Consider the following 24,687-nt stretch of genomic DNA (forward strand, 5'->3'; position numbering starts at 1 on the left):
AGTGTTGGTTGCCGGTGATCGAGTGCTGGTGAAGAACCAGAATGTCGCTAAGGACAACGGGCTGTACGTTGCGGCGGTGGGCGCATGGAAGCGCACGGAAGATGCCGATACCAATGCCGAAGTAACGTCGGCGCTGCTGGTGTCGGTCGAGCAGGGCACCACTCTGGCCGACACCCGCTGGCAGTTAGTCACTGATGGGGGGATTGTCCTCGGCACCACCGCGCTGACGTTTCAGAACGTCACGCAAGGTTTTGCACCGCTCAACTCGCCGGCATTGATCAGCCCCACTGCGACGAGCACCCCGGCGCAGTTCGATGCCGGCAAGTTGCTGGCCACGACCGAGTTTGTGCAGCGGGAAAAGGGCGGTTTTTCTGGGGGGCGGGATGAAAACGGAACCGGCTTTACGCTACCGATTAGCGATGTTGGCCAGTTCGTGGCGCTGGCTTCAAGCGCAATTCAAACAGTCGCTTTGCCGTTGCTGTCCGCTGTTCCAGTGGGGGCAACGATCACTCTGCATAACCCGAGCACTATCGATAAAGTCATTACCATCAACGGCGGCGACAGGATTAGCCCGGATGGAACGATGTATACCGTAATCGTCCTAAAGCAGGGCGATACAGTCAGCGTTACCAAAGAGTCTGGCGTATGGCGACTGCATGGGGTTGGTGCTCTGAAATATTCAGCGCAGTTCGCTGCCTCATTGGGCTCTCCTGGTCATCAAAAGCTACCAAGCGGCGACATCGAAATGTGGGGTTTGACTGGCTCCACGGCGGCAGGGGTCGTCACACCGATTACATTCCCCCAGGCCTTCCCGAACGCATGCACGAATATCCAACTGACCTACGTTGATGCGGGGACGCAATCGCCTGCCTCGCGCGGCAGTCCTCATCAGGTCGGCGCTTTTTCGAAGACAGGGTTTAACTACTCCCACTCGGGAAGTGGTGCGGCTGCCCAATTCTTTTGGCGTGCTAAGGGTAACTAAGAGGGATTTATGAATCATTACTGTGCAGCGGATGGTGGCTTTTACAGTTTGGCGTTTCACGGCTTCATTCCGGATGGCTGTGTTGAGGTCTCTGATGAGGACTATGAAGCGCTTAAGGCGGGCCAAGAGCAGGGCAAGTGGTTGGTGGCAAATGATCAAGGCTATCCGGTGCTGATTGATCCGCCGCCGCCATCGCCTGAGGTGTTGGCCGCCATTGAGCGACAGTGGCGTGACGAACGATTATTGGCGACTGATGGTGTCGTTTCACGGCATCGCGACGAGCTGGAGGAAGGCATTGCGACCACGCTCACGATGGAGCAATACGCTGAGTTGCAGGCGTATCGCCGCTTACTGCGTAACTGGCCAGAAGCTGGCGAGTACCCCTTGAGCGAGCACCGGCCCCCAGCGCCGGCTTGGATAGCCGGGGAGTTTCAGTGAATTCAGCCAGGTGGAACTCACCACTTGGCCATGTAAACACCTCTCCTACAAGTCCCGCCGCTCGCCCATTAGGCGCGCGCGCGGCAGCCTGTGTACTGTCATTCCATCACAGCGCAGGCAAAACATGGCCGATTATCTCCACGGCGTGCGGGTCATCGAACTCAACGATGGCACCCGCCCCATACGCACTATTCCCACCGCAGTTATCGGCATGGTTTGCACAGCTGAAGATGCGGACCCACTCGTTTTCCCCCTGGACACTCCCGTCCTGATCACCAACGTGCAAACTGCCGTCGGCAAGGCTGGCGTCAAGGGCACGCTGGCTGCAAGCCTGCAAGGCATCGCCGACCAGACCAAGCCCTACGTCATCGTGGTGCGGGTCAAGGAAGGCGTTGATGAAGCCGCCACCACCACCGCACTGATCGGCACCACAACGGCCGGTGGCAAGTACACCGGCATGAAAGCCCTGCTCGCTGCCAAGGCACGTATCGGCATGACACCGCGCATCCTCGGCGTGCCAGGCCTGGACAGTTTGCCGGTGGCCACCGCCTTGGGCGCCATCGCCAAAGACCTGCGCGCCTTCGCCTACGTCAGTGCATGGGACTGCAAAACTAAGGAAGAGGTGGTCGCGTACCGCGAGAACTTCGGCTCCCGCGAAATGATGGTGATCTGGCCGGACTTCCTCAACTGGGACATCGCCACCAACAAGACCGCTACCGCCTCGGCGGTGGCTCGCGCTCTGGGCTTGCGAGCGAAGATCGACCAGGAGACCGGTTGGCACAAAACCCTCTCCAACGTCGCTGTAAGTGGTGTGACCGGCATCAGCGCCGACGTGTTCTGGGATCTGCAAAACCCGGCCACCGATGCTAACTACCTCAACAGCAACGAAGTGACCACCCTAATCAACGCCAACGGCTTTCGCTTCTGGGGTAGCCGCACCTGTAGTGACGATCCCCAGTTCGCTTTCGAGAACTACACCCGAACCGCACAAATCCTCGCCGACACCATGGCCGAGGCGCATATGTGGGCAGTTGACCGCCCCATGCATGCCTCGCTCGTTCGCGACCTGGTCGAAGGCGTGAACGCCAAGATGCGCGAGCTGAAATCTCAGGGCTACCTGATCGGCGGCAGCTGCTGGTACCCGGAAGACATCAACGACAAGGACACCCTCAAGGCCGGCAAGCTCTGGGTGGATTACGACTACACGCCCGTGCCGCCCCTGGAAGACCTCACCTTCCGCCAGCGAATCACCGACCGCTACCTGATCGACTTCGCCAAAGGCGTCAACAGCTAAACCGGGCCTCCCCGTAAGGGGAGTTCACCCTGAACCCGAATCCCGGAGAACACTGCCATGGCCCTGCCTCGCAAACTCAAAAACCTCAACCTGTTCAACGACGGTAATAATTACCTGGGTGTGGTGAAGTCCGTCACCCTGCCCCCGCTCGGCCGCAAGATGGAAGCCTATCGCGGTGGTGGCATGAACGGCCCGGTCAAAGTAGACCTGGGCATGTCCGACGACGGTATCCAGTTCGAATGGAAGACCGGTGGCCTCGATCTTATCTCCCTCAAACAGTTCGGCGCAGTGAATGCCTCGGCGGTTGCCCTGCGCTTTTCTGGTCCTTTCCAGCAGGACGACACCGACGAGGTCAGCACCGTTGAAGTCGTCGTGCGTGGACGCCATGAAACCATCGAAATGGGTGAAGCCAAGGCTGGCGAAGACACAGAACACACCATCAAAACCACCTGCAGCTATTACAAGCTGACGGTCGACGGTACCGAAATCATCGAAATCGACCTGCTCAACTTCATCGAGAAGGTCAATGGCGTTGACATGCTGGCCAAACAGCGCAGCGCGCTGGGCATCTAACCCAACCGCTCAATCACCCGCAACCTTCACCAGGAGCTTTTTCAATGACCATCAAAGCAACCACCGAACAACCTGACGTTCAACCGCTGGCCGACGACAATACGGTGCAACTCGACACACCGATCCGCCGTGGCACCACCACCATCGACAGCATCACCCTGCGCAAACCCAACTCGGGCGAGCTGCGGGGGGTCAGCTTGGCTGAACTGTTGAACATGGACGTCGCTAGCCTACTCAAGGTTCTGCCGCGAATCACCACACCGACCCTCACCACCGTCGAGCTTGCCAACATGGACCCTGCCGACCTGTTCATCCTAGGCAACAAGGTGTCAGGTTTTTTGTTGCAGAAGCAGCTGAAGACGGATGCGTCCCTCGTTGCGTAGAGGACGCCATGGCCGATCTGGCCGTAGTTTTTCACTGGGCCCCGGCTGACATGGATCAGCTAGGCCTGCAGGAACTGATGGACTGGCGCGAACGGGCGCGTATTCGGAGCAGCGTCGATGGCAAATGATTTAAGACTGAGAGTGTTGCTTGACGCCATCGACAAAGCCACCGGCCCACTGAAGAAAATCACCGGGGGCAGTACTGAAGCTGCCCGTGCCCTTAAGGCTGCCCGTGACCGTCTGAAGGAACTCAACACCCAGCAGAAAGACGTAAGCGCCTGGCGTTCCCAAAAAACCGCTGCTGACGAAACCAGGCAGTCTCTAGACACCGCCCGCGAACGTGTCAAAGCCCTCAGTCAGCAATTCGCCGCGACCGGTGCGCCGACAAAGGCCATGACCAAGGACTTTCGTGCGGCGGTACACGAAGCACAGCGCCTGAAACAAGAACACCAGCAACAGAGCGTGCAGCTCCAGGGCCTGCGCTCCAGACTTTCCGACGCTGGTATCAGCACAAAGAACCTCAGCACCCACGAGCGTCAGTTGCGCGAGCAGATCAGTGCAACTAACAGCAGCATAAACGAGCAAGGCCGGCGTCTACGCGCCCTGAACGCCACCCAAGAGCGAATAACAAAAGCACGCACGCGCCTCGACAGCACGTACAGCGGTCGCAGGCAGTTCGCGGGAAATGCTGCCATGGCGGGTGCCGCCGGCATGGGCACCGGTTACGCAATCGGCCGTGGCCTGTACGCCCCGTTGCAGGAAGGCAAACAGTTCGCGCTCGAGGAGAACCGCGTAGCCGCCTTGGGCCTGGGGCAGGAAGACACCGGCAAAGCGATCGAGTTTGCCAAGCGCATGAAGACCTATGGCACCAGCGTTACGGAAAATCTGACGCTGGTCCGTGACGCCATGACTGTGTTCGCCGACGAACACGAAGCGGAAATGGTCGCCCCAACCTTGGCAAAAATGAAGTTTGCCAACCACGCCATGTACGGCGAAGAAGAAGGCTCTGAGAACGAACGCAAGTTCATGGACATGCTCAAGGTGATTGAGCTGCGCGGGGGCCTGGCCAGCAAAGAGGCGTTCATCAATCAAGCCGATATCGTGCAGCGCATCCTCACCGCCACGGGTGGCCGTGTGGGGCCGAATGAATGGCTGAACGTGATTAAGACCGGCGGTGTTGCGGCCAAAGGCATCAAGGACGAGGCGTTCTACTACCAGATGGAACCACTGGTGCAGGAAATGGGCGGCCACCGCGTCGGTACGGCGATGATGAGTGCCTATTCCAACATCTACCAGGGCAAAACCACCAAGCGCGCTGCCAATAACATGGAGCAATTGGGGTTAGTCGATCCGACCAAGGTTAAGCACGACAAGGCCGGGCAAATTGCCTTTCTCGACGTCGGCGCGATCAAGGGCAGCGAGTTGTTCCGGGAAAACCAGTTTGAATGGATGGAAAAAATCCTGCTGCCGCAGCTCGCCGCCAAAGGCATTACAGACAAAAAGCAGGTGCTGGATAGCATCGGCAGCATCTTCTCCAACCGTACGGCCTCCAACCTGTTCGCGCAGATGTACCTGCAGCGCGAGCAGATCCACAAAAACGCCAAGCTGAATGCCGGCGCCGACGGCATCGACCAGCTCTATGACAAAGGCATGAACACCGCCCAAGGCGCCGAACTTGAGCTGCTTGCCCAGAAAGCCAATGCTTACCGGGAAATGAGCCAGGCGATTCTGCCCACCTATGTCGAAGCGCTCAAAAGCATCACCGAAACGATAAAAGGCGTAACCGCCTGGATGAAGGAGAACCCAGCCGCTGCCGCTGCCATGATGAAAACCCTGATGGTGGTAGGCGTGCTGGCAGGAGTCTTTGGCGCGCTGGCCTTGACCCTGGCCAGCTTGATCGGCCCCTTCGCAGTTGTCAGTTACGGCATGGGCCTGTTCGGTCTCAAAAGCGCCGGCACTGTCGCAGTGGCTCAACGGCTCTTCCCCACATTGGTCGGCCTCGCCAAAAACGCGATTCCAATGCTGATGCAGGGCATTCGCTTGCTGGCTGTAACCATGGGTGGGGCGTTGCTGACCGCTATTCGAACGGTTGGTATCGCCCTGTGGGGCCTGGCGGCTAACCCGATTGTTTTGATCATCGCCGCAGTTGTCGCCGCGATTGCCGGCGGCGCTTATCTTATCTATCGAAACTGGGACGCGGTGAAGCTGTATTTCACCAACGCCTGGACGGAAATCAAAGCCGGATTCGACGGCGGCATCGGCGGCATCATCGCCACACTCGTGAACTTCAGCCCGCTCGGGCTGGTTTACCAGGCGTTCGCCGGGGTGCTGAGTTACCTGGGCATTGAGCTGCCGTCACGCTTCACCGAGTTCGGCAGTATGATCGTCAACGGGCTAGTGAACGGACTAATGTCCGGTATGGGGCTAGTGAAAGACACCATCGTGTCGATCGGCGATTCCACCATAGGTTGGTTCAAGGAAAAACTCGGTATCCACAGCCCGTCGCGGGTGTTTGCGGAGCTGGGTGGATTCACAATGGCTGGGCTGACGCAGGGGCTAGAAAACGGTGAAGGGGGACCACTGACAGCACTGAGCAAGTTCAGCAAACAGCTCACTGCCGCCGGGGCAATGAGCCTCGGCACGATGAGCGGAACAGCGCTGGCGATTGATGATCGTCCGCCCATCAGCGCTATGGGTAGCCCGACCTACGACAGCCACGACCAATACGAAATCAACATCCACCCCACACAGGGTATGGATGCTATGGCGATTGCGCGGGCTGTGCGCGCCGAGCTGGCACGTATCGAAAGCGAGAAAGGCGCACGCACGCGCAGCAAGCTGTCTGACCTGGAGTAACCCCGCATGATGCTCGCCCTCGGCATGTTCGTATTCAGCCTCTCAACCGCCGCGTACCAGGAGCTGCAGCGCCAAACCGAATGGCGCCATGCAAGCAACAGTCGAATCGGCACCGTGCCCGCCCGGCAGTTTCTCGGGCGTGGCGACGACACCATCACGCTGCCCGGCATCATCCTGCCGGAACTGGCAGGTAGTACCCTCAGCCTGGACGCTATACGGTTGATGGCTAATACCGGCAAAGCCTGGCCCATGGTCGAAGGCAGTGGCCGCATCTACGGGCTTTGGATAATCGACAGCCTCAGCGAGACCAAGACCCTTTTCTTTCGCGACGGAACACCTCGTCGAATCGAATTCAGTATTTCCCTCAAACGTATCGACGATGACCGGATCGACTTACTCGGCGCCGGTACAGCCGTGGGCATGAGCATCCTGCGCAGGTTGCTATGATCGAAGCCGCCCTCTCCCGTGTAACCGGGTTTCTGAAAGACACTGTCGATCGCTACAAGCGCGATGCAGCCTATCCAGTGCCCGCCTTTAGATTGACGGTCGACGGCAACGACATCGCGCAGCTGGTCAGCCCGCGGTTGATGAGCCTGGAGCTGACCGATAATCGCGGTATCGAAGCCGACCAGCTCAGCATTACCCTAAGCGATCACGACGGGTTGTTGTCGATTCCTCCCAAAGGCGCAGTGTTGCGACTGTGGTTGGGCTGGAGCGACAGCGGTCTGGTGGACAAAGGCACGTACACTGTCGACGAGACCGAACACAGCGGCGCCCCTGACGTGTTGAGCATCCGTGCCCGTTCAGCTGACCTGCGCAAGGGTCTCAAAACCAAACGCGAACGCAGCTGGAGCAACACCACTCTCGGTGACGTCCTGGGCGATATCGCCATCGGTAACGGCCTCACCGCCACTATCGCTGGAGCCCTGGACGGCTTGGAGATCCTACAGCTCGATCAGGCCAACGAGTCGGACGCCAATTTGATCAGCCGCCTGGGGCAAGAATTCGATGCAGTAGCCAGCGTGAAGGCCGGTTGCCTGTTGTGCATGCCGGCTGGTGGTGGCAAGACTGCCAGCGGCCTGGAGCTGCCCCACATCACCCTCGTACGCGCCGACGGCGACCAGCATCGCTACCTGCAGGCCGACCGCGATAGCTATGACGGTGTGCGCGCTTACTTCTACGACGTGAACAGCGCTAAGAAACAGGAGGCCATCGCCGGCGGTGGCGAGAACCTAAAAGACCTGCGCCACACCTACAGCGACAAACAGTCGGCGCTTCGCGCCGCACGGGCAGAATTCAACCGCCTGCGCCGTGGCAGCGCCACCCTCAGCTACACGTTGGCGCTGGGTCGGCCCGACCTGATCCCGGAGCTGACCTACACGCTGCAGGGCGTTAAAGACGAAATTGACGAAATCATCTGGTACGGCGGTAATGTGCAGCACAACCTCAGCCCGGACAACGGCTACACAATGAGCCTGGAGCTGGAAAGCAAGCTGCCGGAAGACACCGTCGATGACCTGGCAGAAGAGAACAAGTTGAATTACACCGGGATCATCGCTTACTACCGCGATGACGGTACCGGGAAAGAGAAAAACATGACCGCCGGTGACCAGGCGAAGCCTCGGCGCCTGCTTTGGCTGTACGCCAACAAGAACACGGCAAAGCGCGCAGTTGATCGAGAGTGGAAGCGGTTACAGGCGGCGAAAGCCGAAGCGGGAGGCCCTGCCGGCGGCGGGGCCCAGGTGTAGGAAGGTTACTCAGCAAATACCGTAATGGTCGTGCCACCACCGTCGCGGGCAAAGGCTTGGCATTCAATGGCCAGGCCTTTTTGTTCGACCGTGGCAATCTCGCCGTTGTCTTTCAATGCCTGTTGACGGCATTGCTTGGAGGCCTTCACGACGTCGGCGGCAGAACGGCTTGAAACCAGAGTACCTGCCCGACCGACCAAGTCATAAAACGCCTGATCTGGAATTGGCCCCGCCCAATAAACACCTATGTTGGGCTTGCCCAACCCACACTTGACATCAAGATCGATGTTCTCGCTTGCTTTGTAATGGGTGACTTGCATAGCCCCAGCTCTCTGGACCAAAGCCAAGTCTTTTTCACGCTCGAGGGCGTTCAAAATGTTGTCGCAGGGCTGCGCACAAGCAGCGGCAGATAACGCGGCTAACAGCCCGCCACTAAGAATTTGCATAAGGAAAAGAGTCTTCATTACTGGTCCATTTACCTTCGCCCGTTGGAAGCTGAATGGTGGTAGAAGTTGAGTAGCAAATCAACTAAAACGCCCCGGCTCTGAGCCGGGGCGTAGACTGCTTACTCCGATAGCTGCGTAAATGCCTCCAGTACTCGCAGAATATCGTCTTGCTGCTGATGACTGATGTCCCTGAACATCGCCAGCAATTTCAGTTCACGATCACTCAACTTTCCTGACGGACATATCAAGTTTTGAGGGGCCGGTACGCTGTAGTTCTCCATCATGCGATTACTCCATTCACAGGTACGGGCAACCGGTGCCACCATGGCACCGTCATTTGCCCGGAGAACAGCCGGCTTTGTACACCTTAAGACGTGAGTTTCCTTCTGAATCACTTGAATTTGAGGCAGTACATTTCATGACGGAGTAAGAAGGCGCCAGACCCCGTAGAACGCTGCAGCTAAAAGCCCAAGACAAAACAGACCGGAAACTCTCTTTCCTGAGTTCCCATTGAATGTCTGAGACCCACAACTCGGGCATTCCTTGGCGATGGTGGAAACTTGGTGCTTGCATTCCTTGCAGGTGGTCAGTGCCATCATCACTACTCCATGTACTTTCAAACCGAGCAACTTTACAGCTGCTATTTGGGGGTATAGCAACCGCTACGTGGAACGTACGACCTTCGCCAGTGCGAAAGCCATCCGCAACAATGATTGTTTATCGGCTCCATCCATCAAGCGATAGGACTCAAGCAACTGAGCCTCATCGACAGTAATGCTTTCGGCCTTGGTTGGCTTCCGCTCTCCAGTAACTACGTAAAGAAGGTCAACGCCCTCATTCGTCACTGAAGCGAGGTACGTTGCATCTGGGCTTCGCTCGCCCTTTTCGTAGTTGTACTGGCTGTTTTTCGAGGCGCCACCGATAGCCGCAAGCTCAGTCTGATTGAACCCTAGGCGTTCACGTTCTTCTTTTAGGCGATCACCAATTCCCACATTTGTCTCCATATAGGCTTGACGATCCCAAATTATTGGGAAATACTTCGCCTGTCATCACACGAAATCACACGAAACGAGACTATGCCGAACGCATCCCCCATCGAGCAAGCCTGCCAGGAAGCCCGCGATCGTCTCGCACGTCTCGGGATCTCGTCGAAGGACTGGGCCAAAAAAAATGGATTCAACCCATCAACGGTCTATGCAGTGTTGAACGGACAAAAGAAGTGCTTACGCGGAGAAGCACACCGGGCAGCTGTTTTGCTCGGGATCAAAGACGGCGTGATTACAAACTAGGGCCTCTGGCTCCAAGGGGAAACCAGAAGATGAAACGCCCAGTTCTAGACAGCAGAAAAAGCGTAGTCATGGCCGTCATCGGCGCCTATCCAGGCGGTCGAGAGTACGCCTCGGCAGACCTAGGGATGCCAATCAAGAAGTTCGACAACCAGGCCTACGAGAACGCCGGCAGCCGCCCGCTGACCGACGAACACATCCGCCGCCTGGAGCAAGTCGCCGGCACCACGTACCTGGCTGATTACATCGCCTCAATGTACGGCGGCATGTTCGTACCCCTTAGCCTGCCTGAAACTCTCGACAACGTTGAGTTGTACAGCCGCTCGCTGAAGGCCTCGGCCAAGCGGGGCAAGGTCGACCAGATCATGTCTGCGGCCCTGGATGACGGTGTTATCGAAAAGCGCGAAGCCGACGCAATCATCGCGGCACTGATCACATACATGTCGGCCCGATATGCCGAGGTCTTCGCGACCATCCAGCTGTATAGCCAGGGAGCAGTTCAGTGATCTGCTGCCCTCAGCCCTTGCCTAGCCTTGCCTTGATTTCTTTCAACGCGGTGGCCACGTCGTCGACGGCGAAGCGGATGTCTTCTGCGCTGACAATTAGGCCAGGCACTTCCCCTGTAACGGTCAGCTTTGTTGCTTCACGGCCACGCATGACTTTCTCCAGTGCTTCATGCCGCTCCTGCAAACGTTGCAGCAAGCGCTCGACTTCTCTTTTTGAGTGATTACCCATGACCCACATCCTTGAAGAAGAAAGAAAACATTTGTTGGATCTGCTGGTGATCGCTCAACAGCGACTGAACACATTAAAAGAAATCGTCGCCACCACCAATCACGACTGCTCTGGCAGTGATATCCGCATGGCAATCGGTGACGCAATCACACCGTTGAACATTGCCCTCGAAGATGCAGAAGCGCTGTAAAGGACGCCGGTTATGAGTACTTACAAGCTGGTTTGCCCTCACTGCCGTGGCCGTATGCGTATCCGGACAAGCGAAGGCCAACACATTTTCCTGCGCATCGCTTACTTGCAATGCACCAACGAAGCCTGCGGATTTGGAGTGCGTGCTGAATTTCAAATGACCCACGAACTGAGCCCCAGCGGCATGCCCAACCCAGCTGTAAAGCTGCCAGCTGCAGACGTGGTCATTCGTCGCCAGGCAATGAAAACCGCCAACGATCAACCCGATCTGCTGGATGAACTGGAAATGGAGCGCGTGTGATGAACCTCGATCAACAGACTCATGACTACCGCAGCAGCATGCAACACGCTGCTTTCACCTACTTGCAACGCCACGAGGCTGAATACCTCGTGGACTCCGATCTGTTGTTTGAACGGTGCATTCGGCACCTAACCCTCGCGTTGGAAGTGCCCGTGTTCATGGCGCCGAAGCTGGTCCACAACGCCTGGACAGAACTGCAGGTGATCAAAAAGCGGCGCTGGATTGGCATTGACTGGGCCAGTGGGTCAGACAGCACCCGTGTCCTCTTGGTGGACGTTCTCGCCGGCAAAGCCTTCCCGATGTCGGCTAGGTTTCTGCCGCAGAAACTGCTCGACCAGCGCAACGCCTTACACAAGCCACACCCTCAGTAACGCTCCCTTTTAACCCCCCGCTCTGCCCCATCCCCAATGGGTTTGGGTGAGCTTTGCCCGCGATCCGAGGTGGACCATGGAAATCGACATCGCCATCACCGCAAAACTGCCCCGCGACCAGGCCGAGGCACTACTCGTTGAGCTCCGTGCGCAGTACGCGTTGCTGTTCAACGAGCATTGGTATGACGACCGCTTTCGCTTGATCCCCGAGGGTTTGCGGCACGGCTCGTTGCTGCTGGCTTTCCCTGGGCTGGCTGCACGAAAAAGCCTGATTGGCGCCCTTAAACACAGTCTCGACGAAGCGAAGTAAGCCACGATGGAAATGGAACAAAGGCTGCGAGCCGACGTCATTCAACGCATTGAGCGGGACTACCAGCTCAAGCACATGGCCAACACCAATTACATGCGTAAGGGTGTTTGCCCTGCCTGCGGCCAGAAGACCCTATACACCTTCTACGATTCGCCCTGGACACTGATCTGCGGACGACCGGAAAAGTGCGACCACCGTGTTCACGTGAAGGACGTCTACGACGACTTGTTCAACGACTGGAGCAAGACTGCCCCGTCGACGCCGGATAACCCGCTTGCGACGGCACGCGCCTACCTTGAGTTTGCGCGGGGCTTCAAGTTTGAGCTGATCGCCGGTTGGTTCACCCAGGACAACTACTGGGATGGCCGGCTAAACATCGGCAGCGCCACGGTGCGTTTCGCCTTGGAGAAAGGTGGCTACTGGGAGCGCTTGATAGATCGGCCAGACCGATTCGGCAAGATGAAAGCGCGCTTCCGCCCAACCGGTGAAGGCTTGACTGGATACAAAGGCGTCTGGTGGTGTCCGCCGAGCGTCGACCTGCTGGAAGTCGACGAGCTGTTCATCGTAGAGGGGATTTTCGACTCCATCGCACTGGTGCACAACGAAGTGCCAGCCGTGTCGATGATGTCCAGCGCCCCCTGCCCTATCGACTCACTCAAGGCCCTGGCCAAGCTGCGCCACGACGCCGACAGGCGCCTACCGGTACTTGTGTGGGCATTGGATAACGAGCCTGTCGCTAAGGCCAACATGCGCCGCTGGGCGAAGGAAGCACGCGACCTGGGCTTCACCTGCAAGGCGGCGGTGATCCCGCAACCCAATGGCAAAAAGGTTGACTGGAACGACCTGCACCTGCGGTGGAAGTCGATCGAGGGTGACGACAAACGCGCCGAGCGGATCGAGCAAGACTTTGACGAAGCCCGCCACCAAGGCGATTTGCTGCTGGCTGACTCGGCTGAAGAAAAAGGCTTCCTCATCTATCTGCGCGACGAGCGCAAGGAATTCAACTTCACATTCCGCAAGCGCCTTTACTGGTTTCGGCTGGACCTAGATAAATACGACCGGGCGATGACCGACCTGGAAGGCTCTGAGCGACATGAAGACCAGTTGCTCACAGAGGAACAGAGGCGCTACAAGGCACTGCGCCAATCCGGCTCAGTGACCAGCATCGCCAACTGTAATTTCCAGGCGCTGTATTACATGCGCAACGACCTGACCGATGAGGCCTGGTATTACTTCCGTATCGAGCGCCCGCAGGGGCCGGCCATCAAGAGCACGTTCACGGCTAAGCAGCTCACGTCGGCGCCTGAGTTCGCGAATCGCCTGCTCAACGTCTCCAACGGCGCGATGTTCGAGGGCAGTGCCCAGCAACTGAAACGTATCTTGGCACCCCAGCTCGATTGCCTGAAAACCGTCAACACCATCGAATGGATCGGCTACAGCCGCGACCATGGCGCCTATGTTTTTAATGACCTGGCCTTTCACGGCGGCAAGGTGCAGGTGCGCAACAAGGAAGACTTTTTTGACCTCGGCAAGCTGAGCATCAAGTCGCAGAGCCAGTCGCCAGTGCTGCACATCAACACCGACCTCAACGCCTACAACGAAGGTTGGTTCGACATCTACTGGCGCTGCTTTGGCGTACAGGGCCTGGTGGTGCTGGCCTGGTGGCTGGGCGCGTTGCATGCCGAGCAGATCCGACAGATCCACAAATCGCTGATGTTCCTGGAACTGGTGGGCGAAGCCGGATCGGGCAAAACCACGCTGGTGGAGCTGTTGTGGAAGTCGGTCGGGCGTACCGATTACGAAGGCTTTGACCCATCCAAAGCCACCGCCGCCAGCCGCGCGCGCAACTTCTCGCAGGTCAGCAACTTGCCGGTGGTGCTGATCGAATCTGAGCGTGAACAGAAGGAAGGCCAGCCGGTTAAACACTTCGACTGGGACGAACTGAAAACCGCCTACAACGGCCGCAGCGTTCGCTCCACCGGCGTGAAGAACAACGGAAACGACACCCACGAACCGCCGTTCCGCGCCGCCTTGCTGATTGCGCAAAACAACCCGGTGAACGCATCAGAGCCAATCCTGCAGCGTATCTGCCACGTCCACCTGACACGTGAGCACCACACGCCGGAGACCAAGCAGTACGCCGAGCAGCTGGAGCGCATGCCGATGGACAGCATCAGCGGCTTCCTGGTCAAGGCGCTGCAGCGCGAAGCCGAAACCATGCGGCTGTTGGAGGAAAACACCTCCGGCTACGAACAGGAACTGCTGGCCCTGCCTGGTGTGCGCACCGTGCGTATCGCCAAGAACCACGCCCAACTGCGCAGCCTGGTGGACGCATTGGCCGGCGTCGTACCGCTCGGCGATCGCCGCAAGGCCCTCGCCCACGCCGAAATCAACCGCATGGCCCTGGAGCGGCAGCAGGCAATCAACGCCGACCACCCGACCGTGCGCGAGTTTTGGAACCTGTACGAATTCCTCAATGGCATGGACGAGAAAGCCGCGCTGAACCATGCGCGCCGCGATGGGCTGATCGCCGTGAACCTCAACGAGTTTGTGGAAATGGCCGCCAATAAACGCCAGCAAGTGCCGCCGCTAAGCGACCTGAAACGACTGCTCAAGACCAGCAAGTCACCCAAATTTCTGGAATCGAACAAGCCCGTCAACTCGGCGCGCCAGGTCGACGCATTCGACAAACCGAAAACCATTCGCTGCTGGGTATTCCAGGGCGCGTAGGGGCTGCACCCCCTCGACACCAATCACCCAAAGGAGAAGCACCATGCATGTACAAGTCATCACCGGCGACGGCCAACAGGGGGAAACAAACCGTCTTCGGCACCTGAAAGAGCTGAAAGACTGGTTTAACGAGACCGGGAAAATCGTTCACGCCGAGGCTTACGACCCGGCGGGTCTGGTCGCGATTCTTGAAGTTCGTGCGGTAGGCGACAAAGAAATTCTGGTGCTGGAGTGCAGCCGGGATCAGATCCAGGCAGTCCTTGAATGGCAATCAGCAGCGGATGAAGTTGTTGAGTTTGAAAACCTGCTGCTGCACCTGGTGCGGAAGCAAAACCCAAACGGCGAAAGCCAGTAAGAAGGTGGTGCCGAGGGGCTGCAACCCCTCGACACCTACCACCCAAAGGAGAAGCACCATGCAAGTGAATCAACCCAAAGGCGGTATCGCAGAGGCTACCACAACCCCGCTGGCAGTCGGTGATACGGTCAGCTATGTCGAAATGAGCGGCGGAGGCCGGGAATACCGTCTCAGCGCTCGTAAAGGCGTGCTGGTAGGGATCGATGGAAACGTCGCCACTTTGCGCGCCGCAAACGGTCGCAGCATCACTCAGCCACTCGACAAACTGACGCCGGAAGGCCAACCCAATGCTTTGACACGCATGCTCATGGAAGGACGCTCATGATCAAGCGCACCCTCACCCACTTCCACCTCTGCTGCGGCCTCGGCAGCGGCGCCGCTGGTTTCAGCGACTCCAAACCAATCCTCGGCCCTGTGCAAGCTGAATGGCGCTGCCTGGGCGGCGTCGATGTAGACCCAGCCGGCTTGCGCGACTTCCAAATGATGACCGGTGTGCCTGGCACGCTTATGGATTTGTTTACCCGCGAGCAGTTCACCGCGTTCCATGGCAAGCAGCCACCCTCCGGCTGGAAGGAAGCCACGGCTGAGGACCTGCGCCGCGCCGCCGGCAACGAAGACCCTGACGCGGTATTCATCAGCAGCCCCTGCAAGGGCGCTTCAGGCTTGCTGTCCGAGACAATGAGCCAGACACCCAAATACCGGGCACTCAACGAGCTGACGTTGCGCTGCGTGTGGCTGATGTGTGAAGCCTGGAAGCACAACCCTGTGAAGTTGATTGTGTTCGAAAACGTGCCGCGCCTGGCAACCCGTGGCCGCTACTTGCTGGACCAGATCACCAAGCTGCTCCGCCACTACGGCTACGCGGTGGCGGAAACTACTCACGACTGTGGCGAAATTGGCGGGCTGGCACAGAGTCGCAAGCGTTTCTTGCTGGTGGCCAGGCACGTCGAGCAGGTTCCAGCATTCTTGTACGAACCGGAAAAACGCAGCCTGCGCGCCGTCGGTGACGTGCTGAGCCGCATGCCGCTGGCCGGCGACATCGACCAGGCTGGGCCTATGCACCGGGTGCCAGCGTTGCAGTGGAAAACGTGGGTGCGCTTGGCCCTGGTTGAGGCAGGGAAGGATTGGCGCAGCCTGAGCCGTTTTGCGATCGAGGACGGTCACCTACGTGACTTTGTGATCGTGCCGGAATATCACAACGGCGTGCTCGGAGTTGTCGATTGGGACGATACAGCCGGCGTGGTCGCAGGTGCGAGCCGCCCCATGAACGGCAAGTTTTCCGTGGCAGATCCGCGTCCGACCAGCAAATTCGAATACACCCAGTACGGCGTGCTGCCCTTCGACCGGCACTGCGGCGTTGTCACCGGGCAGCGCAGCCCAGGACAGGGAACCTTCAGTGTTGCCGACCCCCGGCATGCCGGCCCCGCCAAGCACAGCAACGAATTTCGCGTTATACCGTGGGACCGTTCAGCGCAATCAGTTACCAGCGCCCACGGCTCAGGGCATTGTGTTCAAGACCCTCGGCGGGAAGGAAAAGGCTTCGGCAAGTACCTAGTCACCGACTACAACAAGCCGGCCGGCACCGTCATCGCCGGCAGCACCACCGGGCAAGGCGCTTTCGCTGTGGCGGATCCTGCCTACAAGAACTGGCACCCAGGGGCCAGCACGCAAAAGCTGCGCATCACGCCCTGGTGCGATAACGCCAAGACAGTGACCGGCTCGCAACAGGTTGCCAGCGGCGCATTGTCGATCGCAGATCCGCGCCCAGGCATGTCACGCACCAAGGGTGACGCGTACCTGACTGGCGGGCATTACGGTGTCGTCGATTACAACACTCCGGCCGGCGCCGTTTCTGCCAGTGCCTGCCACGACAACGGCCGGTGGTCGGTTGCGGACCAGCGCATGCCGGCACCCAACGATCGGCTGACCTGCATGATCACCAGCCTCGACGGTACCTGGCACCGCCCCTTCACCACCCTGGAGCTGGCCGCGCTGCAATCGCTGTTTGATCCAGAGGACCACTGGTCCACGGATCCACAGACCGCTCACGAAATTCAGGTGATGCAGCGGGTGCGCAAAATCGAGCAGGCACGGTTCTTCCTGCTGGATGGGGTCAACGACGGCAACCACCGGGAGCGGATCGGCAACGCTGTACCGCGCGCAGCGGCAAAGGCGATGGCGGATGTGTTCGGCATGACGCTGCTGCTTTCCGAGGCGGGAGAGACGTTCATGCTCAGCAACGTGTCGATTTGGGTGCAGCCGGTAGCGATTGCGCTGAGCGTAGCGCAGCAGGAGGTTGATCATGTCTGACCTCTTCTTCTTGCAGGACAGCCGCAGCAACGTCGGCAGCCGGGCCATGTTCTGGCGTGAGGGGGGCGGCTACACCTCGAACCTGAACGAGGCTGAGCAGTTCAAACGCGAGTCCGCGGTCAAGCAGTACGAATGCCGCGAAACCGACCTGCCCTGGCCAGTGGAGTACGTCCGCACGCGGGCAGAGGTCGGCGTTGACTGCCAGTACCTCACCAAGTCAGAGGCCGAGGCCTACCGCAACGAAGACGGCCACGTATATGTGGCCTACGCACGCGAGTGGGACGGCAATGATCTGGTGTGGCGCGGCGGCAAAGGCCCAACCGGCAACCTGGATGACGCCATCCACCCGGCGGCGGCAGATGCCGCTGGGTACCTGGACCAAGGCTTCGAGCTTTGGCCATGCGGATACATCGTCGAGCGTTCACGGCCGGTAGTCCGGACCGCGCTGCTCGACCACAAGCAGGCACTGCGCTCAGTCGCCCTCAAGCTGCCCAAGCTCAAGCGCACGCGCAACAGCATCTACAGCGACCGGCTCAACTGCGAAGGTTGCGGGCGCTTCCTCAGCGAGCGTCAACGCTTCGACGACTGCCCGAACTGCGGCGCGAGGAATGCACCATGACCGTATTTCTTTTGCTTTACCTATGCGCGGATGCGACCCGTACAGATTGCCAGGTGGTGAGGGCTGATAGCTGGAGCGGTCCCCACGCCTACGAGCAGTGCTCCGACGTCGTGCCTGGTCTGACCCAGGCGCTAACTGCGCCCAATCGGAAGCGGCATCGGTTCGTTTGCGAGGTTCAGGGCGATATGGCGAAACCAGCAGAGCATAAGGCTCAGCCGGCGTTCATTCATCAATCGTTTCGGATGTGATGGGGAGCTGACAATGGCAATTACATCACCTGTCATCCGCTACCACGGCGCCAAGTTCCGGCTCGCACCCTGGGTGCTGCAACACTTTCCACAGCACACTTGCTACGTCGAGTCATTCGGTGGCGCCGCCGGAGTGCTGATGCAGAAGGCTCGATCATATGCCGAGGTCTACAACGACCTGGACGGCGACATCGTCAACCTTTTCCGAGTACTGCAGGATCAAGACTCCCGATCAGGACTTGTTGAACGCCTGGTATTCACACCCTACTCAAGGGAGGAGTTTGAATTGTCGTGGGAGTCTTGCTCCGACCCGATAGAACGAGCCCGCCGGACAATCATCAGGGCTCAAATGGGATTCGGCTCCGCCGGTGCGACCAAGGGTGTCACGGGCTTTCGCATTGATACCAAACGCCAATACGGTACCGCCCAGTCCCTCTGGGCGGTCTATCCCGATCAACTTGCAGAAGTAGGTCAGCGGCTGAGTGGAGTGTTGATTGAGAACCGGCCGGCGATCGAGGTGATTAAGGCGCATGACGGGCCAAACACCCTGCATTACGTTGACCCACCCTACGTGCACGACACCAGGTACAAGGGCGCGTCCAGCGGCCGGTACTACAAGCACGAGATGAATGACGCGGCGCACCGGGAATTGCTTGCCGTTTTGCTCGAGCTGGAAGGGATGGTGGTTCTGTCTGGTTATCCAAGCGATCTGTATGCCGAGCTGCTCCCTGGCTGGGCCACTTATGGCACCTCCGCCCGCATCAGTGCTGGGCGCGGCTCCGCGACCCGTACTGAATGCATATGGGTCAACCCACACTGCCACAGTCAGTTGAATCGCCTGTCCCTGTTTGGAGAAAACCGATGATTAAGGACAAACCATGAACAACGGCAAATCCTTCCCTTGGAACCTCGACCTAACCGGCGTCTGCGACCAGTGCGGCAAATCCCGTGCCCACGGCAACCACCAAAAGTGCAGCAAAGCGCGCCAGGCCCTCAACGCCAGGCGCCGCGCAAAGGAAGCCCAAGCCGGGGTAACACCGGCACCTAGAAAAAGCGCCAGCCTGTTCTGGTTACTTCGCCAGCAGTAATCGGCAACACTAAACCCGCAATACATCAGGCCCGGCGACGGGCCTTTTTTCTTTCGCCTGGAAGAATCTTTCGATACAACGCGTGGGGACGCATATGGCAGATGGCGTAGAGGCCCGTGGCAATTCGGTACGGGTCTATTTTCGTTTCAATGGCGAGCTGTGCCGGGAACTGGTGCCCGGCGGCAACACACCAGAAAACCGGGAGCATGCCAAGCGCCTGGTCACAGTGATCGAGTATGAAATACAGGCCGGTACCTTTGATTACCGCCGGCATTTTCCCGAATCGACCAAGCTGGCCGAGAACACGTTCGGGCATTACCTCGACCTTTGGCTCACGATCAAGAGCAACAGCGTGGCCGCTACCTCTTTCCGTGGATATAAGAACAAGGCCGAGGTTCATGTGCGGCCGCGCTGGGGTGACGTTCAGATCGATCAGATTGACCACCTGGACCTGCAGGAGTGGATCCAGGGGCCGCTGTCGAAGCGACTGAAGAACAAGACCATCCGCGACATCATCAGCAACGTGCGCCAGGTGTTCCGGTTGTACCGCACCCGGAAGAAGGTCGCGCACGACCCAACCGAGGGGTTATTCGTGCGCCTACCCGATCCTGAGGCGCCCGACCCATTCACCAGGGCGGAAATCAAGCAGATCCTCGGAACACACACCAGCCGCACGCAGGAGCTGCTGATGGTGCAGTTCATGATCTGGGCTGGCCCACGGGTATCGGAGACCATCGCGCTGGCTTGGGAGGACGTCGATCTGAAACAGGGGACGGTGACTTTCCGCAGGTCCAAGGTGCGCGGGGCCTATCGAGTGACGAAAACCCGGCGCTCTACGCGCAAAGTGCGGCTGCTGGAGCCGGCATGGGATGCCCTGCGCAAACTGGACGCCATCAACCAGCTCAAGACTGTGGACACGGTCGACGTCGTCGAGCGGGACAACAAGACCGTCCGCAAGCACAAACTGCACTTTGTGTTCCTGAACACCAAGAGCGGCCTGCCGCACGTCAGCGACTTTGTCGTGAGGGACAGGTTCTTCAAAGCGCACTTGAAAGCGGCCGGCGTTCGTTATCGCGGGCCTGGCCAGTGTCGGCACACCTACGCCAGCCAGCTGCTTACCACCGGCGTGGCTTCGGTTGACTGGATCGCCGAACAGATGGGCCACACCAGCGCGAACATGATCCGGCAGCACTACGGCACGTGGATCAACGAGGACGGCCCGGACGTCATCGGCATGCTGCAACACGCCCTGGGCATTCAGCCACCAGGTGGAGACGAAGCCCCATAAACAGGGGTTCGAGCGCGGGCACTCCAGCAGCCCGTGTTCCCATGGATGTTCCCATATGGGCCTTTTTTGACCCTCTAAAAACACAAAACCCCTGAAAACTTTAACGTTTTCAGGGGTTTAGTCGTTTCAAATTTGGCGGTGAAGGAGAGATTCGAACTCTCGATACAATTTCTTGTATACACACTTTCCAGGCGTGCTCCTTAAGCCACTCGGACACTTCACCGTATCTCGTCAAACCAGTTCAGTCTGTCGAGGCGCGCTAATGTAGTCGAAAGCCTTTCTGATGGCAAAGGTTTTTTTCAGAATTTTCATGCGGTTAGGCGGTTATGCCGTTACCTGCCCGGCGAGGGCGGTGATTCTGCCATTCTCGGGCACCGCCGGCATGCGCTTGGGACGGCTGCTGCGCCCTGCCCTAGGCCGTCTAACCTAGGGGATGCGGGAAAAGTCTGACTGAGTAGTCAGTCATGGCGCTTTACCGGGGCGGGTGTGGTGGGTAACGTCTGCGCATGCTCTTCTATAAACAGCCTATCTATAACAAGTCCTACAAGGAACCGCATCATGAGTGATCTGATTGCCTACCACCTCGAAGACGGTATCGCGACCCTGACCTTGAGCAACGGCAAGGTGAATGCCATTTCTCCGGCGGTGGTCAGTGAGTTTAATGCGGCACTGGATCAGGCCGAGAAAGATCGGGCGGTGGTGATCATCACCGGGACGCCGGGGATTCTGTCGGGCGGTTATGATTTGAAGGTGATGACGGCCGGGCCGAAAGAGGCTATTGGCCTGGTGACATCGGGCTCGACGTTGGCGCGTCGCCTGTTGTCGCACCCGTTCCCCGTCATCGTCGCCTGCCCAGGGCATGCGGTGGCCAAAGGTGCGTTCCTGCTGTTGTCGGCAGATTATCGGATTGGTGTGGACGGCCCGTTCAGCATTGGCCTGAACGAAGTGGCGATCGGCATGACCATGCACCATGCCGGTATCGAGCTGGCGCGGGACCGGCTGCGCAAGTCGGCGTTTCATCGTTCGGTGATCAATGCCGAGATGTTTGACCCGCAGGGCGCACTGCAAGCGGGCTTCCTGGATAAGGTGGTCGCACCGGAAGAATTGCACGCGGCGGCCCTGGAAGCGGCCCGCCAATTGAAGAAGATCAATATGAACGCCCACAAGCACACCAAGCTGAAGGTGCGTAAAGCACTGCTGGAAGCATTGGATGATGCAATCATCCAGGATCAGGGCCATATCCTGAGCTAACACCCCGCAGCGGCAACGCCTGAGCCCGACCTTGAGTCGGGCTTTTTCTTACCGATAAATCCGAAACCTCGTTAGCCGCTCTAGTCAGGCCTTGTCGGCTTACGTTGAAACATGTGCTTAAACATCGCCTAACTCCTACGTCTGTAGGGGCAATTGCCGAATACAGTGCACATCCGTACACTGCGCCACCTTTTGTCCCGATGGGCCGTGTCGATGCTCTTTCTGTTACGTATGTTGTTGATGGGCCTGCACTTTATGGTTGCCGGAGTGCTGGGCGTGCTGCTGGGCATTTGTCGGCCGTTCAATCCCGACAACAGTCGCTTGTGCGCGCGCCTCTATGCGCTGCCCGCCATGTGGATATTGCGTTTAAACGTGAAGACGGATGTCGACTCTCTGCGCAACAAGCCCGGTACGTGCGTGATCATCGCCAACCACCAGTCCAACTATGACCTGTTTGTGTTGGGTAATGTGGTGCCTTACCGCACGGTGTGCATCGCCAAGAAAAGCCTGAAATGGGTGCCGCTGTTCGGCCAGTTGTTCTGGCTGGCAGGCAATGTGCTGATCGACCGTGGCAACGCGCACAAGGCGCGCCGCGCGATGCTCACGACCACGCACACCTTGCAGCATCAGGACACGTCGATCTGGGTGTTCCCGGAAGGCACGCGCAACCTGGGCAAAGGCCTGTTGCCGTTCAAGAAGGGCGCGTTCCATATGGCAATCGCGGCAGGTGTGCCGATCGTCCAGGTGTGTGTCAGCAATTACGTCACCCATATGCAGCTTAATCAGTGGAACAGCGGTGATGTGCTCATACGCTCGTTGCCACCGATTCCTACCGCAGGCCTGACTTCGGATGACATCCCTCAATTGATGCAGGCCTGTCAGACGCAGATGGATGAATGCATTGCCGCGATGGACCGTGAGCTGCAAAGTGCCGCAACAATCGAACTCGCTTCCAGCTAAGCTGCCCAACACCTGTCCTCCTAACAAGAAGCGATCTGCACCATGGGTAGAGTTGTTGCGGCCGCCGTTTACAGCGGCGGAAAGAAAGTCACCGATATTACCCTCGATGAGGGCGCGGCCTGGGCCGCCAAACCCGACCATTTTGTCTGGATCGGCCTGGAAGAGCCCAACGCCCATGAACTGGCCAACCTGCAACGCCAGTTCAACCTGCATGAACTGGCCATTGAAGACGCCCTGGAAAAACACAGCCGACCGAAGCTGGAAACCTTCGGCGATGCGCTGTTTATCGTGACCTACTCACCGGTGCGCGAGAACGGCAAGCTGGTGTTTATCGAAACTCATATTTTCGCCGGTAACGGCTACATCATTACCGCACGCAACGGCCACTCAGCGTCGTACGGCTATGTGCGCCAGCGCTGTGAGGCGCGGCCGCTGTTACTGGAGCATGGGGAAGATTTCGTACTCTATGCGCTGCTGGACTTCGTCACCGAAAACTACCAGCCGGTGAGCGAGGCGATCCATGCCGAGATCGATGAGCTGGAACGCAACGTGTTGTGCAATTCCCTGAATGAAACCGATATCCACAACCTCCACGGCCTGCGTCGTGACGTGCTGCGGCTCAAGCGTTATGTGGCGCCGATGGTCGAAATCAGCCAGGAATTGCAAAAACTGAGCTTCCCGTTTATCGACAAAAACATGCGCCCCTACTTCCGTGACGTGCAGATCCACGTGACGCGGCAGATGGAAGACCTGACCACCCTTCGCGATATCGCCAGCCAGACCATTGAGATCGGTGTGTTGCTGGAGGCCTCACGTCAAAGCGTGGTGCAACGCAAATTCGCCGCGTGGGCGGCGATTCTGGCATTCCCCACCGCAGTGGCGGGGATTTATGGGATGAACTTCCAGAACATGCCCGAGCTGCAATGGCACTACGGCTATTTTGCGGTGCTCGGGTTTATTGCGGCAGGCTGCACCGGTTTGTGGGCGAGCTTCAAACGTTCGGGCTGGCTTTAAACGGCCGCCTCTGGCTTGTGCGCGACAAAGCGCATCATCCATTCCGCCACGGTGGCACCGTGGTGGTCGCGCTCCAGGCTTGCCACGCCGTGGGTATAGACCTTTTCCCCCAGAGTTGTCTGAAGAATCTCCAGCAACTCGCGGGAATAATCGTGGATGAATTCCGGGTGGCCCTGGAAGCACAGCACCTGGTCTTCGATGTGATACGCCGCATACGGGCAAAAATCGCTGGACGCTATCACCGTGGCGTTTTCCGGCAGGCGGGTCACTTGATCCTGATGACTGATCAGCAAGGTCAGTTCTTCCACCACCGGGCTCATCCATGGCGCCTTGGCATTCAGCGTGTAGTCGTGGATGCCCATGCCCCAGCCTTTGCTGGCGCGTTCAGTCTTGCCGCCCAACAGCAGCGCCAATAACTGGTGACCGAAACACACGCCCAGCAACTTGTCGCCGCGCGCATAGCGGTCGAGCAAGTAGGTTTTAAGGGTCTGGATCCATGGGTCGGTGCCGAAGGAATCGGCCTTGCTGCCGGTGATCAGGTAGGCGTCGAACACCTCATCATCTGACGGGTATTCGCCCTGGACGACGTTGTAGATGACAAATTCGGCGGCTATCGGTTGCTTGGAGAACAGGCGTTTGAACATCTGCCCGTACCCTTGGTACTGATCGATCAAGCCTGGACGCAGGATATCGGTTTCCAGGATACAGACGCGTAGCGACATAAAAAATACCTGACACGGTGATGGGAATAATGCACACCCCAGCCTGCCCTGAAATACCCCTGCAAAGCAAGTCCCACCATGGGCCTACCCGCAGGAGCGACGGTGCGCCGATTCAACGTGCCCGCGATGGCGTCATATCAGCCAACATTTGCAGTGGCAGACATACCGCTATCGCGGGCAAGCCCGCTCC

Annotated in this window: 30 protein-coding genes, 1 tRNA gene and 1 pseudogene; 26 read left to right on the forward strand and 6 right to left on the reverse strand. The window is 58.5% G+C overall.

Going from position 1 to position 24,687, the window contains the following annotated elements; genetic code table 11:
- The 9 genes and pseudogenes from A7D21_RS35855 to A7D21_RS20885 form a co-directional block, all read left to right on the forward strand.
- A pseudogene (locus A7D21_RS35855) lies at positions 1-982 on the forward strand (phage tail protein); the annotation flags it as partial.
- Positions 983-991: 9 nt separating this feature from the next.
- Positions 992-1,420 (forward strand): tail fiber assembly protein, encoded by a 429-nt coding sequence (locus tag A7D21_RS20855; protein WP_069552583.1) that lies wholly within the window; start codon positions 992-994, stop codon positions 1,418-1,420.
- Between the two features lie 124 nt (positions 1,421-1,544).
- The gene (locus A7D21_RS20860; protein ID WP_069552584.1) at positions 1,545-2,714 is read left to right on the forward strand and encodes a phage tail sheath protein; all 1,170 of its coding nucleotides are present in this window, start codon (positions 1,545-1,547) and stop codon (positions 2,712-2,714) included.
- A 57-nt stretch (positions 2,715-2,771) separates the two neighbouring features.
- Positions 2,772-3,287, forward strand: coding sequence for a phage major tail tube protein (locus A7D21_RS20865; protein ID WP_069552585.1), 516 nt, complete (start codon positions 2,772-2,774; stop codon positions 3,285-3,287).
- 44 nt (positions 3,288-3,331) lie between these two features.
- Complete coding sequence (locus tag A7D21_RS20870) at positions 3,332-3,670, forward strand: phage tail assembly protein (RefSeq protein ID WP_069552586.1); 339 nt, start codon at positions 3,332-3,334, stop codon at positions 3,668-3,670.
- 8 nt (positions 3,671-3,678) lie between these two features.
- Complete coding sequence (locus A7D21_RS34570) at positions 3,679-3,798, forward strand: GpE family phage tail protein (protein ID WP_073843658.1); 120 nt, start codon at positions 3,679-3,681, stop codon at positions 3,796-3,798.
- A complete protein-coding gene (locus A7D21_RS20875; protein WP_069552587.1) occupies positions 3,788-6,526 on the forward strand; it encodes a phage tail tape measure protein in 2,739 nt (912 codons plus the stop codon). The genes A7D21_RS34570 and A7D21_RS20875 overlap by 11 nt, the downstream gene beginning before the upstream one ends.
- Positions 6,527-6,532: 6 nt before the next feature.
- Positions 6,533-6,973: a phage tail protein gene (locus A7D21_RS20880; protein WP_069552588.1), complete on the forward strand. Its 441-nt coding sequence runs from the start codon at positions 6,533-6,535 to the stop codon at positions 6,971-6,973.
- A complete protein-coding gene (locus A7D21_RS20885) occupies positions 6,970-8,274 on the forward strand; it encodes a phage late control D family protein (protein ID WP_069552589.1) in 1,305 nt (434 codons plus the stop codon). The genes A7D21_RS20880 and A7D21_RS20885 overlap by 4 nt, the downstream gene beginning before the upstream one ends.
- Before the next feature lie 5 nt (positions 8,275-8,279).
- On the opposite strand, the gene A7D21_RS20890 is transcribed toward A7D21_RS20885, so the two are convergent.
- From A7D21_RS20890 to A7D21_RS20895, 3 genes are all read right to left on the reverse strand, one after another.
- Positions 8,280-8,738 carry a hypothetical protein gene (locus A7D21_RS20890; protein ID WP_069552590.1) on the reverse strand — a complete coding sequence of 153 codons (459 nt, stop codon included), beginning with the start codon at positions 8,736-8,738 and terminating at the stop codon, positions 8,280-8,282.
- A 101-nt stretch (positions 8,739-8,839) separates the two neighbouring features.
- The gene (locus A7D21_RS35860; protein ID WP_171902626.1) at positions 8,840-9,004 is read right to left on the reverse strand and encodes a hypothetical protein; all 165 of its coding nucleotides are present in this window, start codon (positions 9,002-9,004) and stop codon (positions 8,840-8,842) included.
- 378 nt (positions 9,005-9,382) lie between these two features.
- Positions 9,383-9,712 (reverse strand): helix-turn-helix domain-containing protein, encoded by a 330-nt coding sequence (locus A7D21_RS20895; RefSeq protein ID WP_069552591.1) that lies wholly within the window; start codon positions 9,710-9,712, stop codon positions 9,383-9,385.
- An 84-nt stretch (positions 9,713-9,796) separates the two neighbouring features.
- On the opposite strand from A7D21_RS20895, the gene A7D21_RS34575 reads away from it, so the two are divergent.
- Both A7D21_RS34575 and A7D21_RS20900 read left to right on the forward strand, forming a co-directional pair.
- Positions 9,797-10,009, forward strand: coding sequence for a DNA-binding protein (locus A7D21_RS34575; protein ID WP_083272223.1), 213 nt, complete (start codon positions 9,797-9,799; stop codon positions 10,007-10,009).
- Positions 10,010-10,038: 29 nt separating this feature from the next.
- Entirely contained in the window at positions 10,039-10,512 is a 474-nt protein-coding gene (locus A7D21_RS20900; protein WP_069552592.1) for a YmfL family putative regulatory protein, read from the forward strand.
- A gap of 10 nt (positions 10,513-10,522) precedes the next feature.
- On the opposite strand, the gene A7D21_RS20905 is transcribed toward A7D21_RS20900, so the two are convergent.
- Positions 10,523-10,741, reverse strand: coding sequence for a hypothetical protein (locus tag A7D21_RS20905; RefSeq protein WP_069552593.1), 219 nt, complete (start codon positions 10,739-10,741; stop codon positions 10,523-10,525).
- Here A7D21_RS20905 and A7D21_RS20910 point away from each other — a divergent pair.
- From A7D21_RS20910 to A7D21_RS20970, 12 genes are all read left to right on the forward strand, one after another.
- Entirely contained in the window at positions 10,740-10,931 is a 192-nt protein-coding gene (locus A7D21_RS20910) for a hypothetical protein (protein WP_069552594.1), read from the forward strand. The genes A7D21_RS20905 and A7D21_RS20910 overlap by 2 nt on opposite strands.
- A 12-nt stretch (positions 10,932-10,943) precedes the next feature.
- Entirely contained in the window at positions 10,944-11,231 is a 288-nt protein-coding gene (locus tag A7D21_RS20915; protein ID WP_069552595.1) for an ogr/Delta-like zinc finger family protein, read from the forward strand.
- A complete protein-coding gene (locus tag A7D21_RS20920; RefSeq protein ID WP_069552596.1) occupies positions 11,231-11,602 on the forward strand; it encodes a hypothetical protein in 372 nt (123 codons plus the stop codon). Before A7D21_RS20915 ends, A7D21_RS20920 begins: the two co-directional genes overlap by 1 nt.
- Before the next feature lie 76 nt (positions 11,603-11,678).
- On the forward strand, positions 11,679-11,912 hold the full coding sequence (locus A7D21_RS20925) for a hypothetical protein (RefSeq protein ID WP_069552597.1): 234 nt from the start codon (positions 11,679-11,681) through the stop codon (positions 11,910-11,912).
- Positions 11,913-11,924: 12 nt separating this feature from the next.
- Positions 11,925-14,642 carry a toprim domain-containing protein gene (locus A7D21_RS20930; RefSeq protein WP_069552598.1) on the forward strand — a complete coding sequence of 906 codons (2,718 nt, stop codon included), beginning with the start codon at positions 11,925-11,927 and terminating at the stop codon, positions 14,640-14,642.
- 43 nt (positions 14,643-14,685) lie between these two features.
- Positions 14,686-14,997, forward strand: a complete 312-nt coding sequence (locus A7D21_RS20935) for a hypothetical protein (protein ID WP_069552599.1) — start codon at positions 14,686-14,688, stop codon at positions 14,995-14,997.
- Positions 14,998-15,055: 58 nt separating this feature from the next.
- Positions 15,056-15,322, forward strand: a complete 267-nt coding sequence (locus A7D21_RS20940) for a hypothetical protein (protein ID WP_069552600.1) — start codon at positions 15,056-15,058, stop codon at positions 15,320-15,322.
- Positions 15,319-17,307, forward strand: a complete 1,989-nt coding sequence (locus A7D21_RS20945; RefSeq protein ID WP_069552601.1) for a DNA cytosine methyltransferase — start codon at positions 15,319-15,321, stop codon at positions 17,305-17,307. Before A7D21_RS20940 ends, A7D21_RS20945 begins: the two co-directional genes overlap by 4 nt.
- Positions 17,300-17,926, forward strand: coding sequence for a hypothetical protein (locus A7D21_RS20950; protein ID WP_069552602.1), 627 nt, complete (start codon positions 17,300-17,302; stop codon positions 17,924-17,926). Before A7D21_RS20945 ends, A7D21_RS20950 begins: the two co-directional genes overlap by 8 nt.
- A gap of 261 nt (positions 17,927-18,187) precedes the next feature.
- Positions 18,188-19,039, forward strand: a complete 852-nt coding sequence (locus tag A7D21_RS20960) for a DNA adenine methylase (RefSeq protein WP_069552604.1) — start codon at positions 18,188-18,190, stop codon at positions 19,037-19,039.
- Positions 19,040-19,052: 13 nt separating this feature from the next.
- Positions 19,053-19,262 (forward strand): hypothetical protein, encoded by a 210-nt coding sequence (locus tag A7D21_RS20965; protein WP_069552605.1) that lies wholly within the window; start codon positions 19,053-19,055, stop codon positions 19,260-19,262.
- Positions 19,263-19,356: 94 nt separating this feature from the next.
- Entirely contained in the window at positions 19,357-20,550 is a 1,194-nt protein-coding gene (locus A7D21_RS20970; RefSeq protein ID WP_069552606.1) for an Arm DNA-binding domain-containing protein, read from the forward strand.
- Between the two features lie 133 nt (positions 20,551-20,683).
- On the opposite strand, the gene A7D21_RS20975 is transcribed toward A7D21_RS20970, so the two are convergent.
- A tRNA-Ser gene (locus A7D21_RS20975) sits at positions 20,684-20,773 on the reverse strand.
- Positions 20,774-21,108: 335 nt separating this feature from the next.
- Between A7D21_RS20975 and A7D21_RS20980 the strand changes: the two genes are divergently transcribed.
- From A7D21_RS20980 to A7D21_RS20990, 3 genes are all read left to right on the forward strand, one after another.
- The gene (locus A7D21_RS20980) at positions 21,109-21,801 is read left to right on the forward strand and encodes a crotonase/enoyl-CoA hydratase family protein (RefSeq protein WP_069552607.1); all 693 of its coding nucleotides are present in this window, start codon (positions 21,109-21,111) and stop codon (positions 21,799-21,801) included.
- A 213-nt stretch (positions 21,802-22,014) separates the two neighbouring features.
- Entirely contained in the window at positions 22,015-22,761 is a 747-nt protein-coding gene (locus tag A7D21_RS20985) for a 1-acyl-sn-glycerol-3-phosphate acyltransferase (protein ID WP_069552608.1), read from the forward strand.
- 42 nt (positions 22,762-22,803) lie between these two features.
- Entirely contained in the window at positions 22,804-23,775 is a 972-nt protein-coding gene (locus A7D21_RS20990) for a magnesium and cobalt transport protein CorA (RefSeq protein ID WP_069552609.1), read from the forward strand.
- On the opposite strand, the gene A7D21_RS20995 is transcribed toward A7D21_RS20990, so the two are convergent.
- Positions 23,772-24,497, reverse strand: coding sequence for an amidotransferase (locus A7D21_RS20995; protein ID WP_069552610.1), 726 nt, complete (start codon positions 24,495-24,497; stop codon positions 23,772-23,774). The genes A7D21_RS20990 and A7D21_RS20995 overlap by 4 nt on opposite strands.
- Between the last annotated feature and the right edge of the window lie 190 nt (positions 24,498-24,687).

It is taken from the genome of Pseudomonas sp. AP19, from assembly GCF_001728855.1.
Taxonomy (GTDB): Bacteria; Pseudomonadota; Gammaproteobacteria; order Pseudomonadales; family Pseudomonadaceae; genus Aquipseudomonas; species Aquipseudomonas fluorescens.

What these genes read in the sequence shown, in the direction of transcription:
- A7D21_RS20855 (WP_069552583.1), top strand. Translation starts at nt 992, where the DNA reads ATGAATCATTACTGTGCAGCGGATGGTGGCTTTTACAGTTTGGCGTTT.
- A7D21_RS20860 (WP_069552584.1), top strand. Translation starts at nt 1,545, where the DNA reads ATGGCCGATTATCTCCACGGCGTGCGGGTCATCGAACTCAACGATGGC.
- A7D21_RS20865 (WP_069552585.1), top strand. Translation starts at nt 2,772, where the DNA reads ATGGCCCTGCCTCGCAAACTCAAAAACCTCAACCTGTTCAACGACGGT.
- A7D21_RS20870 (WP_069552586.1), top strand. Translation starts at nt 3,332, where the DNA reads ATGACCATCAAAGCAACCACCGAACAACCTGACGTTCAACCGCTGGCC.
- A7D21_RS34570 (WP_073843658.1), top strand. Translation starts at nt 3,679, where the DNA reads ATGGCCGATCTGGCCGTAGTTTTTCACTGGGCCCCGGCTGACATGGAT.
- A7D21_RS20875 (WP_069552587.1), top strand. Translation starts at nt 3,788, where the DNA reads ATGGCAAATGATTTAAGACTGAGAGTGTTGCTTGACGCCATCGACAAA.
- A7D21_RS20880 (WP_069552588.1), top strand. Translation starts at nt 6,533, where the DNA reads ATGATGCTCGCCCTCGGCATGTTCGTATTCAGCCTCTCAACCGCCGCG.
- A7D21_RS20885 (WP_069552589.1), top strand. Translation starts at nt 6,970, where the DNA reads ATGATCGAAGCCGCCCTCTCCCGTGTAACCGGGTTTCTGAAAGACACT.
- A7D21_RS20890 (WP_069552590.1), bottom strand. Translation starts at nt 8,738, where the DNA reads ATGAAGACTCTTTTCCTTATGCAAATTCTTAGTGGCGGGCTGTTAGCC.
- A7D21_RS35860 (WP_171902626.1), bottom strand. Translation starts at nt 9,004, where the DNA reads ATGATGGAGAACTACAGCGTACCGGCCCCTCAAAACTTGATATGTCCG.
- A7D21_RS34575 (WP_083272223.1), top strand. Translation starts at nt 9,797, where the DNA reads ATGCCGAACGCATCCCCCATCGAGCAAGCCTGCCAGGAAGCCCGCGAT.
- A7D21_RS20900 (WP_069552592.1), top strand. Translation starts at nt 10,039, where the DNA reads ATGAAACGCCCAGTTCTAGACAGCAGAAAAAGCGTAGTCATGGCCGTC.
- A7D21_RS20910 (WP_069552594.1), top strand. Translation starts at nt 10,740, where the DNA reads ATGACCCACATCCTTGAAGAAGAAAGAAAACATTTGTTGGATCTGCTG.
- A7D21_RS20905 (WP_069552593.1), bottom strand. Translation starts at nt 10,741, where the DNA reads ATGGGTAATCACTCAAAAAGAGAAGTCGAGCGCTTGCTGCAACGTTTG.
- A7D21_RS20915 (WP_069552595.1), top strand. Translation starts at nt 10,944, where the DNA reads ATGAGTACTTACAAGCTGGTTTGCCCTCACTGCCGTGGCCGTATGCGT.
- A7D21_RS20920 (WP_069552596.1), top strand. Translation starts at nt 11,231, where the DNA reads ATGAACCTCGATCAACAGACTCATGACTACCGCAGCAGCATGCAACAC.
- A7D21_RS20925 (WP_069552597.1), top strand. Translation starts at nt 11,679, where the DNA reads ATGGAAATCGACATCGCCATCACCGCAAAACTGCCCCGCGACCAGGCC.
- A7D21_RS20930 (WP_069552598.1), top strand. Translation starts at nt 11,925, where the DNA reads ATGGAACAAAGGCTGCGAGCCGACGTCATTCAACGCATTGAGCGGGAC.
- A7D21_RS20935 (WP_069552599.1), top strand. Translation starts at nt 14,686, where the DNA reads ATGCATGTACAAGTCATCACCGGCGACGGCCAACAGGGGGAAACAAAC.
- A7D21_RS20940 (WP_069552600.1), top strand. Translation starts at nt 15,056, where the DNA reads ATGCAAGTGAATCAACCCAAAGGCGGTATCGCAGAGGCTACCACAACC.
- A7D21_RS20945 (WP_069552601.1), top strand. Translation starts at nt 15,319, where the DNA reads ATGATCAAGCGCACCCTCACCCACTTCCACCTCTGCTGCGGCCTCGGC.
- A7D21_RS20950 (WP_069552602.1), top strand. Translation starts at nt 17,300, where the DNA reads ATGTCTGACCTCTTCTTCTTGCAGGACAGCCGCAGCAACGTCGGCAGC.
- A7D21_RS20960 (WP_069552604.1), top strand. Translation starts at nt 18,188, where the DNA reads ATGGCAATTACATCACCTGTCATCCGCTACCACGGCGCCAAGTTCCGG.
- A7D21_RS20965 (WP_069552605.1), top strand. Translation starts at nt 19,053, where the DNA reads ATGAACAACGGCAAATCCTTCCCTTGGAACCTCGACCTAACCGGCGTC.
- A7D21_RS20970 (WP_069552606.1), top strand. Translation starts at nt 19,357, where the DNA reads ATGGCAGATGGCGTAGAGGCCCGTGGCAATTCGGTACGGGTCTATTTT.
- A7D21_RS20980 (WP_069552607.1), top strand. Translation starts at nt 21,109, where the DNA reads ATGAGTGATCTGATTGCCTACCACCTCGAAGACGGTATCGCGACCCTG.
- A7D21_RS20985 (WP_069552608.1), top strand. Translation starts at nt 22,015, where the DNA reads ATGCTCTTTCTGTTACGTATGTTGTTGATGGGCCTGCACTTTATGGTT.
- A7D21_RS20990 (WP_069552609.1), top strand. Translation starts at nt 22,804, where the DNA reads ATGGGTAGAGTTGTTGCGGCCGCCGTTTACAGCGGCGGAAAGAAAGTC.
- A7D21_RS20995 (WP_069552610.1), bottom strand. Translation starts at nt 24,497, where the DNA reads ATGTCGCTACGCGTCTGTATCCTGGAAACCGATATCCTGCGTCCAGGC.